This window comes from Caloramator sp. ALD01 (assembly GCF_000472625.1).
Classification (GTDB): domain Bacteria; phylum Bacillota; class Clostridia; order Clostridiales; family Caloramatoraceae; genus Thermobrachium; species Thermobrachium proteoclasticum.
This window is the reverse complement of record NZ_AXAA01000022.1, coordinates 21135-37139: the sequence shown is the minus strand read 5'-3', so window position 1 is coordinate 37139 and position 16005 is coordinate 21135. Positions and strand designations below refer to the sequence as shown.

General features: G+C 30.0%; 15 protein-coding genes. 13 read left to right on the top strand and 2 right to left on the bottom strand.

All coding sequences use genetic code 11. From position 1 onward, the window contains the following. Nucleotides 1–370 precede the first annotated feature (370 nt). The 9 genes from A3M9_RS0109265 to A3M9_RS0109220 all read left to right on the top strand — a co-directional run bounded on the left by A3M9_RS0109265 (nucleotide 371) and on the right by A3M9_RS0109220 (nucleotide 10483). Nucleotides 371–1030, top strand: a complete 660-nt coding sequence (locus tag A3M9_RS0109265; protein ID WP_027308990.1) for a transcriptional regulator — start codon at nucleotides 371–373, stop codon at nucleotides 1028–1030. Nucleotides 1031–1200: 170 nt separating this feature from the next. After that, nucleotides 1201–2586, top strand: a complete 1386-nt coding sequence (locus tag A3M9_RS0109260; protein ID WP_027308989.1) for a tryptophanase — start codon at nucleotides 1201–1203, stop codon at nucleotides 2584–2586. A gap of 292 nt (nucleotides 2587–2878) precedes the next feature. Continuing rightward, complete coding sequence (locus A3M9_RS0109255; protein WP_027308988.1) at nucleotides 2879–3382, top strand: hypothetical protein; 504 nt, start codon at nucleotides 2879–2881, stop codon at nucleotides 3380–3382. 175 nt (nucleotides 3383–3557) lie between these two features. After that, the gene (locus A3M9_RS14240; RefSeq protein ID WP_027308987.1) at nucleotides 3558–4664 is read left to right on the top strand and encodes a helix-turn-helix transcriptional regulator; all 1107 of its coding nucleotides are present in this window, start codon (nucleotides 3558–3560) and stop codon (nucleotides 4662–4664) included. A 12-nt stretch (nucleotides 4665–4676) separates the two neighbouring features. Further along, nucleotides 4677–5951 (top strand): MFS transporter, encoded by a 1275-nt coding sequence (locus A3M9_RS0109245; RefSeq protein ID WP_027308986.1) that lies wholly within the window; start codon nucleotides 4677–4679, stop codon nucleotides 5949–5951. Nucleotides 5952–6339: 388 nt separating this feature from the next. Then, complete coding sequence (locus A3M9_RS0109240; protein ID WP_027308985.1) at nucleotides 6340–6972, top strand: flavodoxin family protein; 633 nt, start codon at nucleotides 6340–6342, stop codon at nucleotides 6970–6972. 136 nt (nucleotides 6973–7108) lie between these two features. After that, nucleotides 7109–8461, top strand: coding sequence for a 23S rRNA (uracil(1939)-C(5))-methyltransferase RlmD (gene rlmD / locus A3M9_RS0109235; RefSeq protein ID WP_027308984.1), 1353 nt, complete (start codon nucleotides 7109–7111; stop codon nucleotides 8459–8461). A 557-nt stretch (nucleotides 8462–9018) separates the two neighbouring features. Continuing rightward, nucleotides 9019–9924, top strand: a complete 906-nt coding sequence (locus A3M9_RS0109225) for a DUF6731 family protein (protein WP_027308983.1) — start codon at nucleotides 9019–9021, stop codon at nucleotides 9922–9924. A 1-nt stretch (nucleotide 9925) separates the two neighbouring features. Next, nucleotides 9926–10483 carry a hypothetical protein gene (locus A3M9_RS0109220; protein WP_027308982.1) on the top strand — a complete coding sequence of 186 codons (558 nt, stop codon included), beginning with the start codon at nucleotides 9926–9928 and terminating at the stop codon, nucleotides 10481–10483. A gap of 52 nt (nucleotides 10484–10535) precedes the next feature. Here the strand turns inward: A3M9_RS0109220 and A3M9_RS0109215 are convergent, their stop codons facing one another. Then, on the bottom strand, nucleotides 10536–11417 hold the full coding sequence (locus tag A3M9_RS0109215; protein ID WP_027308981.1) for a Cof-type HAD-IIB family hydrolase: 882 nt from the start codon (nucleotides 11415–11417) through the stop codon (nucleotides 10536–10538). 13 nt (nucleotides 11418–11430) lie between these two features. After that, a complete protein-coding gene (locus tag A3M9_RS0109210; RefSeq protein ID WP_027308980.1) occupies nucleotides 11431–12189 on the bottom strand; it encodes a DeoR/GlpR family DNA-binding transcription regulator in 759 nt (252 codons plus the stop codon). Between the two features lie 221 nt (nucleotides 12190–12410). Here A3M9_RS0109210 and A3M9_RS0109205 point away from each other — a divergent pair, with 221 nt between their 5' ends. From A3M9_RS0109205 to A3M9_RS0109190, 4 genes are all read left to right on the top strand, one after another. Then, complete coding sequence (locus A3M9_RS0109205; RefSeq protein WP_027308979.1) at nucleotides 12411–13232, top strand: hypothetical protein; 822 nt, start codon at nucleotides 12411–12413, stop codon at nucleotides 13230–13232. Further along, a complete protein-coding gene (locus tag A3M9_RS0109200; protein WP_027308978.1) occupies nucleotides 13201–14211 on the top strand; it encodes a spore photoproduct lyase family protein in 1011 nt (336 codons plus the stop codon). Before A3M9_RS0109205 ends, A3M9_RS0109200 begins: the two co-directional genes overlap by 32 nt. 12 nt (nucleotides 14212–14223) lie before the next feature. Further along, complete coding sequence (locus A3M9_RS0109195; RefSeq protein ID WP_027308977.1) at nucleotides 14224–14916, top strand: SDR family oxidoreductase; 693 nt, start codon at nucleotides 14224–14226, stop codon at nucleotides 14914–14916. A 439-nt stretch (nucleotides 14917–15355) separates the two neighbouring features. Further along, the gene (locus A3M9_RS0109190) at nucleotides 15356–16003 is read left to right on the top strand and encodes a YidC/Oxa1 family membrane protein insertase (RefSeq protein ID WP_027308976.1); all 648 of its coding nucleotides are present in this window, start codon (nucleotides 15356–15358) and stop codon (nucleotides 16001–16003) included. Nucleotides 16004–16005 lie beyond the last annotated feature (2 nt).

Sequence of the window (16005 nt, the reverse complement as noted above, 5' to 3'; positions counted from 1 at the left end):
GTTTCAGAATTACAACGAGGACAAGTATGAGGCTTCTTTTTCATTTCTAAATAAATTTCATAGCAAACATTATCAAGTACTTTTGTTATAATAACATCTTTAAAACCAAGTAAATTTTTGATACAATTATTAGTGTGCACTTGTAGGATGCCTCCTTTCAGGTAATATTTTTGTAGTTAATTTAATTTTACCAGGCATCTAAAACAGGTGCATATTTTTTTTGTAAAAAAATATGCTGGGGCTACGCCCCAACATTTATTATAGAACCTATTTTAAAAATATTGAAAATTTTAATAATTACGTATATAATAATATCAAGAAATAAAAAATTATTATCATAATAAAAAATTATTATAAAGAAGGGACAGCTATGGCGGATAGAGATATACTAAATACATTTATTCCTATTGTTGATTTTTTAGGAGAGGTTTATGGTTCAAACTGTGAAGTTGCACTGTATGACTTAACAGAAAGCAAAAATGAAATATGTGCAATAAGTAACAACTCATTAAGTGGTCGTAGGGTTGGAGATCCTCTAACTAAAACACTAAATAAATTAATAGAAGAAGAGCAGTATAAACATAAGGACTTTATAACAAGATTTCCATCAAAAACAAAGGATGGTAAAATCTCAAGAACATCGGTATTGTTTATTAAAAATAAAGAGGGCAGATTAATAGGACTTCTTACATTGAGTTTTAACCTTGACGGCCTTATAAGTTCTGCAAACTTTTTAAATAAGTTTTTGTCAGAATTAACTGGAGGTCCAGAGAGAAACCTTGCTGAAGAAAAAGGGCCCATCTCGGAGGACTTTAGCACACCAATTGAGGATTATGCAATGTCTATAATTCAAAAAACAATAGAGGAGATAAACATTTCCCCAGAGAGAATGTCAACTGACGAAAAGATAGAAATAGTTCAAAAGTTAAATAACAAAGGTGTATTCCTCCTAAAGGGAGCAGTTACTGAGGTTGCAAAAAAGCTAAAAATATCAGAACCTACAATTTATAGATATATAAAGAAGGATTAAGGTTAATTAAATCTATTTTAAATAATTTGCTTATCGTATTATAACATTTTTAAAAGTTTATATTGTACTAATTAAACAATGTACAAAACAGAGATTTATGTAGTTGTAACTTCTAATGTCTCTTAGCTAAAACTTAATATAAAAATAAAAAATTTTTATGGGGTGATAAAATGGCAGTAAAGAGAAAACCAGAACCTTTTAAGATTAAAATGGTAGAACCACTAAAGACCACCACAAGAGAACACAGAGAAAGGGCATTAAAGGAGGCAGGGTATAACCCATTTCTACTAAGGTCAGAGGATGTTTACATTGACCTTTTAACAGATAGTGGTACAGGTGCAATGAGTGACTATCAATGGGCAGGTATGATGCTTGGTGATGAGGCCTATGCAGGAAGTAGAAACTACTACAATCTTGTTGATGCAGTAAAAGACATCATAGGATATCCATATGTAATACCAACACACCAAGGAAGAGGAGCAGAACAGGTTTTATTCCCATCACTTATAAAGAAAAAGGGACAATACGTTCTTGGAAATATGCACTTTGATACAACAAAGGCCCACATAGAATTAAGTGGCGGTAGGGCAGTAAACTTTGTAACAGACAAGGCCTTCAAAACAGATGAATACTATGATTGGAAGGGAAACTTTGATTTAGACAAGTTAGAGGCCTTCATAAAGGAACACGGAAGAGAAGAAATAGCCTTCATACTTATTACAGTAACTTGTAACAGTTCAGGTGGACAACCTGTTTCAATGGAAAATATAAGAGGGGTTAGAGAGATTGCAGATAGATATGGCATAAGAGTATTTATGGATGCTGCAAGATTTGCAGAAAATGCGTATTTCATAAAGAAAAGAGAAAAGGGATACCAAGATAAATCGATTGTTGAAATAGTTCACGAAATGTTTTCCTATACAGAAGGATTTACAATGAGTGCAAAGAAGGACGCAATAGTAAACATCGGTGGGGTGCTTGGAATAAAGGAAGATGTTGAACTTTTCAATGAATGTAGGGCAAGAACAGTTCCAATGGAAGGATTCATAACATACGGTGGACTTGCAGGAAGAGATATGGAGGCCCTTGCAAGGGGATTAAGAGAGGGAGTAGACTTTGATTACCTTGACTATAGAATATCACAGGTTGAATACCTTGGGGATAGATTAAGAGAGGGTGGAATACCAATTCAATATCCAACTGGTGGACACGCGGTGTTTGTTGATGCTAAAAAGCTTCTTCCTCACATACCATATTATCAATTCCCTGCACAGGTTTTAGTTAACGAATTATACTTAGAATCAGGTATCAGAGCTGTGGAAATTGGTTCATTCTTATTAGGACGTGACCCTGAAACTGGAGAGCAGCTTGAGTCACCACTTGAGCTTGTAAGACTTACAATTCCAAGAAGAGTTTATACAAACGATCATATGGATGTTGTAGCAGACGCATTTATCTCAATAAAGGATAAGGCTCCATACTTAAAGGGATTAGAATTTGTATATGAACCAAAGGTGCTAAGACACTTCACAGCAAGATTAAAGCCAGTTGAGTAAAAAGACAGTATATGGATGTACCCTATTGTTTGGTGGACTTGCATTCTTTGTCGCAAATGCAATAAAATCAGAAAAACATAAGATGGCTAAGTAAAGAATTAAAGGGACAGGTTAGGATAATTAACCTGCCCCTTTTTAATTTAATCTCTCTTTAATGTTTTATAAATATATAAATTGATACTATAAAAATCTAAATAGAAAAATATTCATTAAAAATTATTCAAAAACATAGAAAATAATAGAAATTTATGCTATAATTATCAAAATATTTTATTTGGATTGGGGTGTTTTTGTGAAAAATGTAAAACTCTACAACATTATTTTACCACTATGGATGCTTATGTTTTTACCACCGCTTATAATTATATCACTGGTGGGCAACTTTATAATCGATTCACTTGTTGTTATTGGATGCTTTTATGCCTTTAAGGTTGCAGAAACAGGTTTAAATTTAAAGGAGTTTTATAAAAAACATATACTAAAGGTTTGGGGATTTGGATTTCTATCAGATTTTATAGGAGCTTTTGTGATTTTTTTAGTTAATATGTTTGATGGAATATTCAATTTAAATTGGAGATTTGTTGGAAGTGTAAATTTTAACCCATTTGAAAGTGTACTTGCTGTAATTGTAGTATTAATAAGCATAGCAGTTGCTGGATTTTTTATATACTTTTTCAATTACAGATTTGTGTTTAATAAAATTGAGGACAGGGCCCTAAGGCATAAGATATCATTAACATTAGCAATAATCACAATGCCGTGGACATTCCTTATACCTTCAAAAATAATATATTAATGGCATCCATATCACTTATAACATATTGTAGATTAATCTGGGTAGGTATTTAATATAATACCTACCTTTTTGATTGTTTGAAATTATTAAATTTAAATCATAAGGTTTACATTTAGAAATATATTGAATATAATTATATTAGATAAATATCTAATATAATTATAGAGGTGACTTTATGAAAAATTTAGATGAAAATATAATAAAAAACACTAAATTTATATTTAATCCTTGTCTTGAATTTACAATGGCCTTTACGACTATATCTAAACTAAATGAACTAAAAAAGTTAGCTGAGGATTTAAACTATAGTATTTCTGAAGAAAATATAAGTTTGTATGATGAAATGTATAATTCATTGTCTAAATATATGAAATCAGAAATTGAATATTTCAACAAAATATGTATGATAGGAGGAATACTTGCTGCCTACTCTGCAGATTTTGAAGATGTAGAGAATGTAAAATCACTACTTGATGTAATAGACAAATCTGATGAAACACTTTTTTTTAATTACTTAGGAGGAATGTATATTAATTCTCACGAACCAACAAACCACGAAGGATGGGATGAGGTTAAAAATGATATAAAAAAAATGCAGGAATATATTGAGGGTGTAAAGGTTGAGGATGACGAAATAAAGGAATCAGTATCAGAACTTTTTAAAAATCCAGATGAAACAAAAAATAGAATTAGCTTTTTATTTAGAAGCTTTTATGAAAAGATATATATTAAATATGAAAAGAAGGTAGAAGAGATTTGTTTAGGGGGAATTGATAAGTATAAAAAGATATTTTTAGACAATCCAAAGGACTTTATGGAAAAATATCTCTTAGATTTCTTTAAAACAAAAGATGAGGATTGGCAGTATAAAATTAATTTTCACATAAGCCTTTTTAAAGAGCTTTATTTCTGGATTATAAATATGCACGATTATAAACAAAAAGCAGGATGGGTAGTACTTGGACTAAATACAGATAAAATAGTTCAAAAAAAGAAACAAAACGAACAGGTGGATAATTTCTTAAAGGCCCTATCAGATCCAAGAAGGGTAAAAATAATAAAGCTTTTGGCAAAAAAGCCCCACTATGGATATGAAATTGCATCAATATTAGAACTTACACCTGCAACTGTTAACCACCATATGAATTTTCTATTTGATGCAGATATAGTGGGATTTAATAAAATAGACAATAAAGTATATTTTACTCTAAAGAAGGATAAAGTAAGGGAGCTTTTAAGACTAACGGAAGAAATACTTATAGGTGATAGTACAATATTATGATGGGGGATATGTATGAATAGAGAAATAGAACTAAATGGTGATAGAAAAGTAGGTAGTATATTTTTAAATAAAAGCTTTATGCTTCTTTTCTTAGGAAAGTTGGTTTCGCAGCTTGGTGATGTAATATATAATATGGCAATTGGTTGGTATATACTTACTATAACACAATCTGCTGTACAAATGTCCTTCTATATGGCCTTTGGTACAATTATATACGTTGTAATGAGTCCCTTTGGCGGAGTTATTGCAGATAGATACAACAGAAAAAATCTTATGGTTTGGATGGATATAATAAGGGGTATATCTGTTGCTATTATTGGTATTTTAATGTTTTTTAAAATAGAATCCATTTTACTTCTATATTTATCATCCTTTATATTAAGTATATGTGGTGCAATATTTGTACCAGCTTCAAATTCACTTGTTCCAAGTATAGTTGAGGAGGAACATCTAACAAAGGCAAATTCATTAACAAGCTCCGTAAATAGTCTATCTAATATATTTGGGTTAGTTGCAGGCGGTGCATTATATGCATTATTGGGTATAAAATTTATATTCATATTTAATGCAGTATCCTATATATTAAGTGGAATATCGGAAATGTTTATAGAGTATAAAAACAAAATTAATATAGATAAAAGAGAAGAAAAACATTTTATAAGAGAGCTACTTGATACATTTAAGTTTATTAAAAATCAAAGACCTGTTTTTATTGTTATGATGGCAGCAACACTCATTAATTTCATATTAGTGCCAGTATTTGCTGTTTATCTACCATATATTTTTAATCAAATAGCTAAAACATCAGCATTAGAATATTCCTATGTTGGTGCTGCAGAATCAGTAGGTTTTCTTTTAGGTGCTGCAATAATTTCAAGCATACCTCAAAGGGACAAGATAAATGGCTATTTAAAAATTGGTATGATTGTTTATTGTTTATTAATCTTTGTAGCCTATTTAGTTGTTAATAGTTTTATAAAAGGATATATAGTATCTAAAGTATTGGTTACAATATTTGTTATAACAGCCCTATTGCTTGGTGTGTTTAGCTCAATAATGAACATACCCTTTGGTGTATTCATACAGAGAAGGATTCCAAATGAACTCTTAGGAAGGGTATCTGCAATGCTTAATACCTTATCTATGGCGGCTATGCCTCTTGGTATGCTTTTTGGAGGAGCACTTGCTGATATTATAACAATGAACCTACTACTATTGGCTACATCTATTGTATTGGCCGGTTTAACTATAAGTTTATTCTTTATAAAGGAAGTAAATTCCATATAAGTGGCACCAAGAGCTCCGAAAAAATGATACCTTAAAAATCGCCACCACTATATATAGTATATAAAAGATAATATGTGCAACTATATATAGTATGTTTTTAAAAATAATTTGATTTTTTCGGAGGTCTCGCACCCAGGTGAAATGTGACATTATCCAAATTATGTTAATACAAATCAGTTTTTACAAACATAAGCCAAGATGCTTCGTGAATTAAAATATGAAGGGGTATTAAAAAACTACTACCAAAATGTAATAAAATGATGTATAGTAAGATAGTAGCCTATAGAATCAAATAAAACATAAAATAAAGGGCTAAGTTTAAAGTTAAAACTTGCCCTTTGACCTTTTATAGAGGATAATATAGAATAAAAATTTGGAGGTTGTTAAAATGAAGGTTGTTGCGTTTAATGGGAGTCCAAGAAAAGAAGGAAATACATATCAAGCTATAAGTATAGTTAAAGAAGAATTACAAAGGGAAGGAATAGATGTAGAAATAGTTTACGTTGGGGATAAATTGATAAGGGGATGTATTGCCTGCGGTATGTGCTATAAAAACAAAAATGAAAGATGTATAATAGACGACGAAGTAAATGACTGGATTCAAAAGATGAAGGAGGCAGATGGAATAATATTAGGTTCGCCTGTATATTTTTCATCAATAGCAGGAACAATGAAGGCATTTTTAGATAGAGCCTTTTATGTTGCCTCTGCAAATGGAAACTTCTTAAGGCATAAAGTAGGGGCTTCTGTTGTTGCAGTAAGGCGTTCTGGTGGAGTTTCTACCTTCAACCAATTAAACAATTACATAAACTATGCAGAAATGTTAATGCCTTCAACTAACTATTGGAACGTAATCCACGGTGCAAAAGCAGGGGAAGCTTTGCAGGATGAAGAAGGAGTACAAATAATGAGGGTACTTGGCAAGAATATGGCATACCTATTAAAACTTATACAAAATGGGAAGGATAATATAGAGAAACCAGAAAAGGAAAAGAAGGTATACACGAACTTCATAAGATAATTCATAGGTAATAAGTGGTTATATAAAATTTTCTATTATATATTGAGTATGTAATACAAGAACTTATTTTTGTATGCTTTAAGCATAATAAAACGTATATGGTATATATGCAAAACACGAAAGAAGGAGGAATTAAATGAAAAAGGGCCAAGAAATAGTAGTAGAAATTGTTGAAACAGAGTTCCCGGGCTATGGAGTAGGCTACTATGAGGATACAAAGGTTTTGATAAAGGGTGCTCTGATAGGAGAAAAGGTTTTGGCAAGGATTACAAAAAAGAAAACGAAGGTTGAGGCTAAAATAGTAGAGGTTCTTGAGGAAGTAGATTATAAAATAGAAGCACCTTGTCCTGTTTTTGGTATATGTGGTGGATGTACTCACCAATTTATAGATTATAATAAACAGCTTCAACTAAAGGAGCAGCAGGTACTAAAGCTCTTTAAAGAAGCAGGCATTGAAGGCTTTGAATATAGGGGAATAGTTGAAAGTCCAAATGCTTATGAATACAGAAACAAAATGGAGTTTACCTTTGGAGATTATGAAAAGGGTGGAGAACTTACATTAGGGCTTCATACTCCTGTTAAAAGAAATGCAGTAGTATCAACTACAACTTGTCTTTTAGTAGATAGGGATTTTAGAACTATCGTTAAATCTTCACTTGAATATTTTAAATCTAAGGAAGTCCCACATTATAATGTAATGAACCACCAAGGTTACTTAAGGCATCTTGTTGTAAGGAAGGCAAAAAAGACCGGAGAGATATTAGTAAATCTTGTTACAACATCACAGCTTGACTTTAATTTAAGTGAGTATGTTGAAGTTTTAAAAAATAATATATATGATGGAATTCTTACAGGTATAATTCATACTGTAAATGACAGCTTATCGGATGCAGTAAAGCCAGATAAGGTAGAAGTTTTATACGGCAGAGATTATATAGTTGAGGAACTTTTAGGACTAAAATTTAAAATTTCTCCATTTTCCTTTTTCCAAACTAATACCTTAGGTGCAGAAAGGCTGTATTCTACTGTTAGAGAATTTATGAGTAGCTCTAAGGATAAAGTTGTTTTCGACCTTTACTGTGGAACTGGAACAATAGGACAAATTGCTGCCAAAAATGCTAAAAAGGTTATTGGTGTTGAGCTTATAGAAGAGGCTGTTGAAGCAGCAAACAATAATGCAAAGTATAATGGGTTAGATAACTGTACATTTATTGCAGGGGATGTAAAGGAAGTAATTAAAAATATAGACGAAAATCCTGATATTATAATTCTTGATCCTCCAAGGCCAGGTGTTACACCAGAGGCATTAAAGAACGTTATTAATTTTAAACCAAAGGAGATAATCTACGTTTCCTGCAATCCAAAGACATTAGTTGAAAATTTAAAGCAGCTAAAGGAAAGTGGATATGATGTTAAGGCATTAAAGATAGTAGATATGTTCCCACAAACTCCACACGTAGAAAGCGTTGTGTTTGTTGAGAGGAGATAATTAAATTAAAGGATAGGGGCAATTTGCCCCTATTTTTTATGTATTTGCTATATGTTTCTGTAGGCAGAGAAAAGGTATTTTAAGAGATGTATGTAAAATAATAGAATTAAATAAAATATAAAGAAGGAATTTGTGATAAAAAGTAGAATACTATACATTATAAAAAGATAAATTAAAATTCTTTATTTTAATATCAAATATGGAAATATCAAATTTTATTGAGAAATGGTTAGTCTAAATCTTCTAATACTTTAGAACTTAAACAATATATTTAGCTATTGAAGGCTATTTAGGGTTTTTATTAAATTATTTTTAATTATTGGAGGAATTATGAAAGTATTAAATATATGGGATTGGAAGTATAAACTTTTACTATCTGAATCAACTTTTGAAAGGGTAAAGTCTTTTATAAATGATTAGGCTCTTTTATTGTTAAGTTTTTATAATGGTTTATTTTTAAATATTAATTTTTTATTTTATAACAGAAGGAAAATTTAATGTTGTGTTGAATACGTAGTTTAGAGAAAATGTAAAGTTAAATGGAAAGGATTTTGAAAATGGGGGTAAATAGAAAAATAAAATTTGATTATTTTCAGGTGTATTTTATTGATAATAAAGGGGATGATTATCTTTTTGATTTACGATTATGGATAGATAAAGTTAAAAATATTCCTTTAGAAAGCAGGAATAAAGTTTATTATAATGATGAAGCAAGATTAGATAAAATTTTTTATGATGCTGAAAATGATTTTTGGTTTTTAAATTTCGCAAGATTAAGAATACAAAATCCACCATTAAAAGGGAGGATAAACACAGTATTAGAACCCATAAATTTAGATGATGATGAGTATATAGGTGAAGATATTACAATATTATTTGATAATAAAAATTATATTTTAATGGTTCAGAGAAATTTACATAGTTTAAGTCCAAGTGGTATTGAAAATTACATAAATTTAATGTGGCAAGATCAAAATGGAACAATTGAATTTAGACCTATAATTTTAAATGATACTATATCAAGATTATCAAAAGCTGAGAGTATAAAAAAATTTACAGTAAGATTTGCTAACTTAGAAGAGTTTGTACCAAGTGAAAATATTGGCATCAGGGCTATTATTGATAAATTTAAAGATTTTGATGCAATTATAGGAGAAATAAACATCGGAATAGGGAGAAATAATAAGAAAAGATTAGATAATAGTAAAATAATTGATACAATAAAAGAATTAATATTATATAGGAATAATATAACTAAAGCACAGGTTGCATTCAAAGAAACTGATGATGGTAAAGTAGAATTGATAGACTTATTTGAACATAAAGCACATGATTATATCATTTTTTCATTACAGGAAAGACAAAGTATTGGATTTGAATATATTATAGATAAAATGAAAGAAAGATATATTGAACGAAGAGCAAAATTAGTAGAAAATCTTAAGGTAGGTAAGGTCGATTGATATGTTTAAGAAAATAATTGAAAATGAAAAAACTGAAAAATATTATCCAATTTGTATATCAATAATAATTGTTATAATATATATGGTAAAAACTCCAAATAAAATATTGTATCCTAAAAACTTTGAAAACTTATTAAGTGCATTATTAACTATTCAATCTGTTTTTATTGGTTTTTTAGGGGTTACTTTGACGATACTACTTAGTTTAAAAGATGAAAAAATTGTAAGGTATATATATAAATACAAGTCAAAGAAGTTGTTAAGTAAGTATTTTAAATATCCTTTGATGATTGGTTTTATGAGTTTAATATGGACAATAAGTATGTTTTATTTAAAAGAATATGATGAATATTATTTTTTTAACACAACAAACATAAATAATGGAAAAATATTTTTAGGGGTTTTATTATTTATTATGGTATATTTCATACTTTTATCTTTTAGGGTTATTGATATAATTTTTAATATTGTTTTTGTTGAGGAAAATAAGTGCAATTTAAGAGAAAAAAGATTAGATGATATTGCTGCAGAAAAGTTGAATGATGATTTTAAAAAATAAGTGATATGGCAGCCATATCACTTATTTTTATTCCCCCATAACGCCCAAATGGTCAAGCTGGGGTGGATTCAGCATTAGTTTTTTCAAGGTGTCTGTATATAAAATTTGCAACACCATCTTCATTATTTGTTAATGTAACAAATCGACACATTCTTTTTACTTCATTTTCAGCATTTCCCATAGCAACGCTAATGCCAGCCTTTTTAAACATAGATACATCATTAAAATTATCTCCAAAGGCAATTACATCATTAAGGCTTATATTCAAATGCTTTGCAAGATACTCAAGGGCATTACCCTTTGATGCATCCTTTGAAACCAATTCAAAGTTATATTTATGGGATATAACAGAGGATAGTCCTTTAAAATTTTTAACATATTCCCTACCATAGTTTAATTTGTTTTCATCAAAGGACATAGAAGAAATACAGCAGAATTCTAAGTCTGAATCTAAGAGCTCATCTATGTTGTTAAAATATTTAATTCCATATTGTGAAAAAATTAAATTCATAGTGATATCTATATATTCTTTAGTTATTTTAGGGTTGTTACTTTTGGCTAACTTATAATCTTCCTTTATAGTATTTTCAAAATCATAATGTAAATATACATTTTTATCCGTAAGTAGCTGTAAAAAGAAGTTATTGTCTATTAACCAATGAATAGCAGCTTTTAGCTCATCCTTTGGAATACTCCAGCTTTTTATCTTTTTACCCTCTATGGTGTGGACTGTTGAGCCATTTCCAGAAATTATATGTGCCTCAATATCAGCCTTTTTTAATATATTTAATACATCAGTGTATATCCTGCCAGTTGCGATTGCAACTTCATATCCGTTTTCCTTTGCAGTCCTTAGAGCCTTTACATTCTCTTTGCTTATTTCGTGCTTAGAATTAAGCAAAGTACCGTCTAAATCAGAAACAATAAGCTTCAATTAAATCCCTCCATTATTTTGCTATAATAAGATTTACTCCATTTTCCTTAAGGGTTTTTATAAATCCTTCATTTGGACTTTTATCGGTAATTATAATATCAATTTCAGATAAACTACATACCCTAAAGGCAGCAGTGTTACTAAACTTAGTGTGGTCAGCTAAAACAATAGTTTCCTTTGATTGCTTTATGATGCTTTGCATAACAGCAGCATCCTCATCATCAGCAACAAATATTCCATTCTTTGTAATAGCAAGTGCACCTAAGAAGGCTTTATCTGCAAAATAGTTTGATAGCATATTAATAGTGTTGTGGCCGTATAAAAACCTGTGTTCTTGGTTTAGCTTTCCACCTAATAAAATGGTATTTACATTAACTTTAGCAGACAAAACATCTGCAACGTTGATAGAATTTGTAATAACATTGCAATTAATATCCTCCATAAGTTCTGCACAGGCCTGAACTGTTGTAGAAGTATCTAATATAACTGTATCTCCCTCTTTAATTAGGGAAGCTGCAACCTTTGCAATTTTATGTTTTTCTTCAACGTCAAAGTGTAGTCTTTCTTTGTATGGTTTTATCCTTTCGTGGGTAGGAGGCAGAATTGCTCCCCCGTGTGTTCTCACAATAAGTCCCTTTTTCTCAAGATTAACCAAATCCCGCCTTGCAGTATCACGTGACACGTTATATAGCTTACATATTTCCTCAACACTAATACGTTTATTTACCTGAAGATATTCTAATATATGCTGCATTCTTTCTTCCTGAAACATAAACCACCTCAGTAAGTATTTTACAATATAATTTTAATGCAATATAAGTAAAATGTCAATTAATTATAAGTAATTATAATTAATTATAAGTAATTCGAGGATTTTTCTCCACATATTTATGATTTTATATTAACATTAATTTGTATTATAATATGAATTGGATATATAATACAAAAAGTTATAAGTTATACGGATGCCATTTAAAAAGTGAGGTATCAAAGATGATATACATATCAACTGCAATGTACATAGAGGCACAGGAAATAATAAAAAGATTAGGCTTAAAAAGAGATAACAGCATAAATAAATTTGAGGTTTTTAAAAACGATGAAGTTACATTAATAATAACGGGTGTTGGTAAAGTAAAGTCTGCAGTTGCCTTAACTTATCTTTTATCAAGACAGGAAATTACCCAAAATGACCTCTATATAAACTTTGGCGTATGTGGTACAAAAGATAAGCAAATTGAGCAGGGAGAAGTATTTTTATGTAGCAAAATAACCGATAACGATACCAAGTTTACCTATTATTCCGACCTACTTTTTAAGCATCCCTTTAAGGAGGGTAGTATTGAAACTTTTTCAAAGGTTGCTAATGAAGGGGAGTCTGATGAACTTTTAGTTGATATGGAGGCCTCTTCTTTATATCAGGCAGCATCGGTATTTTTTAAGCCTCACCAAATAATGTTTATAAAAGTAGTATCTGACTATCTAAGCACAGAAAATATAGATAGGGATTTTGTATTAAAAGTTGTAGAAAAAAATATACATAGAGTGATAGAATGGATAAATTACATAAAAGACAATTTTATCAAAAGTAGGCAAGTTCTAACACAGGCCGAAGAGGAACTTATAAAAAAAGTATCAGAAAACCTAAAGATGTCTGCTACAATGGAAAATGAGTTTAGGCAGCTTATGATTTATCACAAACTATTAGACAACGATATAACAGAACTTATAGATATATATTTGAAAATAGAATGTAAATCAAAAAATGAAGGGAAGATGCATCTTGCAGAGCTTAAAAGAAGGATTATTAAATAGAGCCTTTTCCCATATTTATGTTGAAAAAAGGGCGATGGAATATGAATTGACAAAGGAAATTTTAAAAAGGTTTAAGGAATCAAAAGTAATAGAGATAGAGCATTACAAGGACATATTCTCAAGAGCAAATCAGGATTTTTATCTTCAAAAGAAGAGTCCAAAGCTCATTCTTGCGGTAAAACAGAACAATTTGATATATAAGGGTGCAGATGTATGCGAGGATTTTGGAAACAAGCATTTTTACTATACATCAATTATGATGAACTGCATATATGACTGCGAGTACTGCTACCTACAAGGTATGTACACATCCGCAAATATTGTTATTTTTGTTAATTTAGATGACTATTTTAAAGAGATAAACCGACTTTTAAGTATGCATCCTTTATATCTTTGCATATCCTATGATACAGACCTTTTGGCCTTAGAAGGACTTACAAATTATGTAAAGAAATTTATAGAATTTGCAAAGGAAAATAGTGATTTAAAAATAGAAATAAGAACAAAAAGTGCAAATTTTAATTTAATAAAGCACATTCAGCCCCAAGATAATATAATATTAGCTTGGACACTTTCTCCAGAGGGGGTAATACAAAAGTATGAACATAGAACCCCAAATTTAAAAAGAAGAATTAAAAGCATTAAGGAAGCATTAGATAGGGGCTTTAGAGTGAGGCTTTGTTTTGACCCAATTTTGTATATAAAAAATTGGAGAGATGAGTATAGAGATTTGATAGAAGAAGTTTTTAGTAATATAGATGCAGATAAAATATATGATGTAAGTATTGGTCTATTTAGGGTTTCAAAGGACTATCTAAAAAGGATGAGAAAACAAAGACCAGATTCAATTGTTTTAAATTTCCCCTATGATACTGTAGAGGGAGTTTGTAGCTATGACAAGGAACTTTCAAGGAATATGATAGGATATGTTTATGGCTTAATTGCAAGGTATGTTGAAAAAGAAAAAATATATATATGAAGGGATGATAGGATGAAGGCGGCTATTGTAACAGGAGCATCCTCGGGAATAGGATTTGAAATAAGCAAAGTTTTAATAGAAAAGGGCTTTAAAGTATATGGATTTGGTAGAGATTTTTCAAAGGTAGATTATGAAAATGAAAATTTTATAAAGGTAGTTTGCAATTTAATGGATATTGATGTTTTGTGTGAAAAAGTAAAGGAAATACGAAAAAAAGAAGAGGTTTTTGTATTAGTAAATAACGCTGGAGTTGGATATTTTGGTCCCCACGAAGAATTAAATCCTAAAAAGATAGATGAAATGGTAAAGACTAATTTAGAGGTGCCACTAATTTTAACACAACAGCTTCTTAGGGATTTGAAGAAAAATAAAGGGTATATAATAAACATATCTTCAATAACTGCTAAAAAATCGAGTACCTATGGTTGTGCCTATGCAGCAACAAAGGCAGGGCTTACTCATTTTGCAAATAGCCTATTTGATGAAGTTAGAAAATATGGAGTAAAGGTTATAACAATTCATCCAGATATGACAAAGACAAACTTCTATAGAAGTGCAAATTTTAAAGAGGGACAAGAAGAGGATACCTACATAGAAGCTAAAGAAGTAGCAGCTTTTGTTGATTTCATTTTATCCCAAAGGGAAGGGATTGTGGTAACAGACGTAACAATAAAACCCCAAAGGCATATGATTTTAAGGAAATAAACTGATAAAAGTCTTACAAATATTTTTATATTATTTTTTAATAATATTCAGATTGTTGACAAATCTACTTGTTAGCTAAAGTATGAAAAAAGTCCCATGAAAGGATTTCAAATTGGCATATTTCATGAGCTTTAGCAATTCTTAGCTTTTCGACTTTGGAAAAGTCCGTAATTCGGCACAGGACGTGCCGAGCCGAGCGGCCATCAGGATGATGGCATCGCGAGGGTAGGACTTTTTCAGACAAAGAAAAGCTTAGAATTGATTAGCGAAATGAACGAATGCCTAAGAAATCCTTCATGGGGCTAATCAATACATAACTTTTTCAATAGCCTGTATATTATTTTTTAATAATATTTACATCTATAAATGAAATATATATAATTAAGGTATATATAAATTGAATAATATTTAAAAACAAACAAAATATGGGAGTGGTTATATGGGTATTTTATCAAATCTTTTTAATTATTTGCTACACTATCTATTTAATCTTACAGGTGACTGGGGGATTGCAATTATAATTTTAACAATGTCAGTTAGATTTTTACTTTTACCGATATCAATAAAACAAAGAATAAATATGTTAAAGCAGCAGAATTTATCAAGAAAATTAAATGAAATAAAGGAAAAATACAAAAATGATACAAGCAAGTTGGAAAGCGAAATGAAAAAGTATTATGAAGAAAGTGCAAAAAGTATGTTTGGTTGTCTGGTTACTTTATTGCAGATTCCAATTATCTCAACCCTCTATTTTGCTATTCTGAAAATGCCAATAGGAGCACAATCTATATTAATTCCTTGGGTAAGTAGTATTAAATTCCCAGATAGATATTATATTGTTCCTTTTGTTTATGTTTTAGTATCCTTAAGTCCAAATCTATTGTCCTATATAGAGTATTTTAAAATTTTTAAACAAAGTGAGACTACAAAATCGACCTTTATATTTAATATAATTTTTAGCCTACTTATTACAATAAAAGCACCAGTGGCAATAGGTATATACTTTATTACAACAGGGTTATTTTCTTTTGTTGAGGAAGTTGTATTTAGAATATATATAAAAAAATATCAGCTATATTACGTATAACT

What these genes read in the sequence shown, in the direction of transcription:
- A3M9_RS14240 (WP_027308987.1), top strand. Translation starts at nt 3,558, where the DNA reads ATGAAAAATTTAGATGAAAATATAATAAAAAACACTAAATTTATATTT.
- A3M9_RS0109260 (WP_027308989.1), top strand. Translation starts at nt 1,201, where the DNA reads ATGGCAGTAAAGAGAAAACCAGAACCTTTTAAGATTAAAATGGTAGAA.
- A3M9_RS0109265 (WP_027308990.1), top strand. Translation starts at nt 371, where the DNA reads ATGGCGGATAGAGATATACTAAATACATTTATTCCTATTGTTGATTTT.
- rlmD (WP_027308984.1), top strand. Translation starts at nt 7,109, where the DNA reads ATGAAAAAGGGCCAAGAAATAGTAGTAGAAATTGTTGAAACAGAGTTC.
- A3M9_RS0109210 (WP_027308980.1), bottom strand. Translation starts at nt 12,189, where the DNA reads ATGTTTCAGGAAGAAAGAATGCAGCATATATTAGAATATCTTCAGGTA.
- A3M9_RS0109240 (WP_027308985.1), top strand. Translation starts at nt 6,340, where the DNA reads ATGAAGGTTGTTGCGTTTAATGGGAGTCCAAGAAAAGAAGGAAATACA.
- A3M9_RS0109220 (WP_027308982.1), top strand. Translation starts at nt 9,926, where the DNA reads ATGTTTAAGAAAATAATTGAAAATGAAAAAACTGAAAAATATTATCCA.
- A3M9_RS0109245 (WP_027308986.1), top strand. Translation starts at nt 4,677, where the DNA reads ATGAATAGAGAAATAGAACTAAATGGTGATAGAAAAGTAGGTAGTATA.
- A3M9_RS0109205 (WP_027308979.1), top strand. Translation starts at nt 12,411, where the DNA reads ATGATATACATATCAACTGCAATGTACATAGAGGCACAGGAAATAATA.
- A3M9_RS0109225 (WP_027308983.1), top strand. Translation starts at nt 9,019, where the DNA reads ATGGGGGTAAATAGAAAAATAAAATTTGATTATTTTCAGGTGTATTTT.
- A3M9_RS0109190 (WP_027308976.1), top strand. Translation starts at nt 15,356, where the DNA reads ATGGGTATTTTATCAAATCTTTTTAATTATTTGCTACACTATCTATTT.
- A3M9_RS0109195 (WP_027308977.1), top strand. Translation starts at nt 14,224, where the DNA reads ATGAAGGCGGCTATTGTAACAGGAGCATCCTCGGGAATAGGATTTGAA.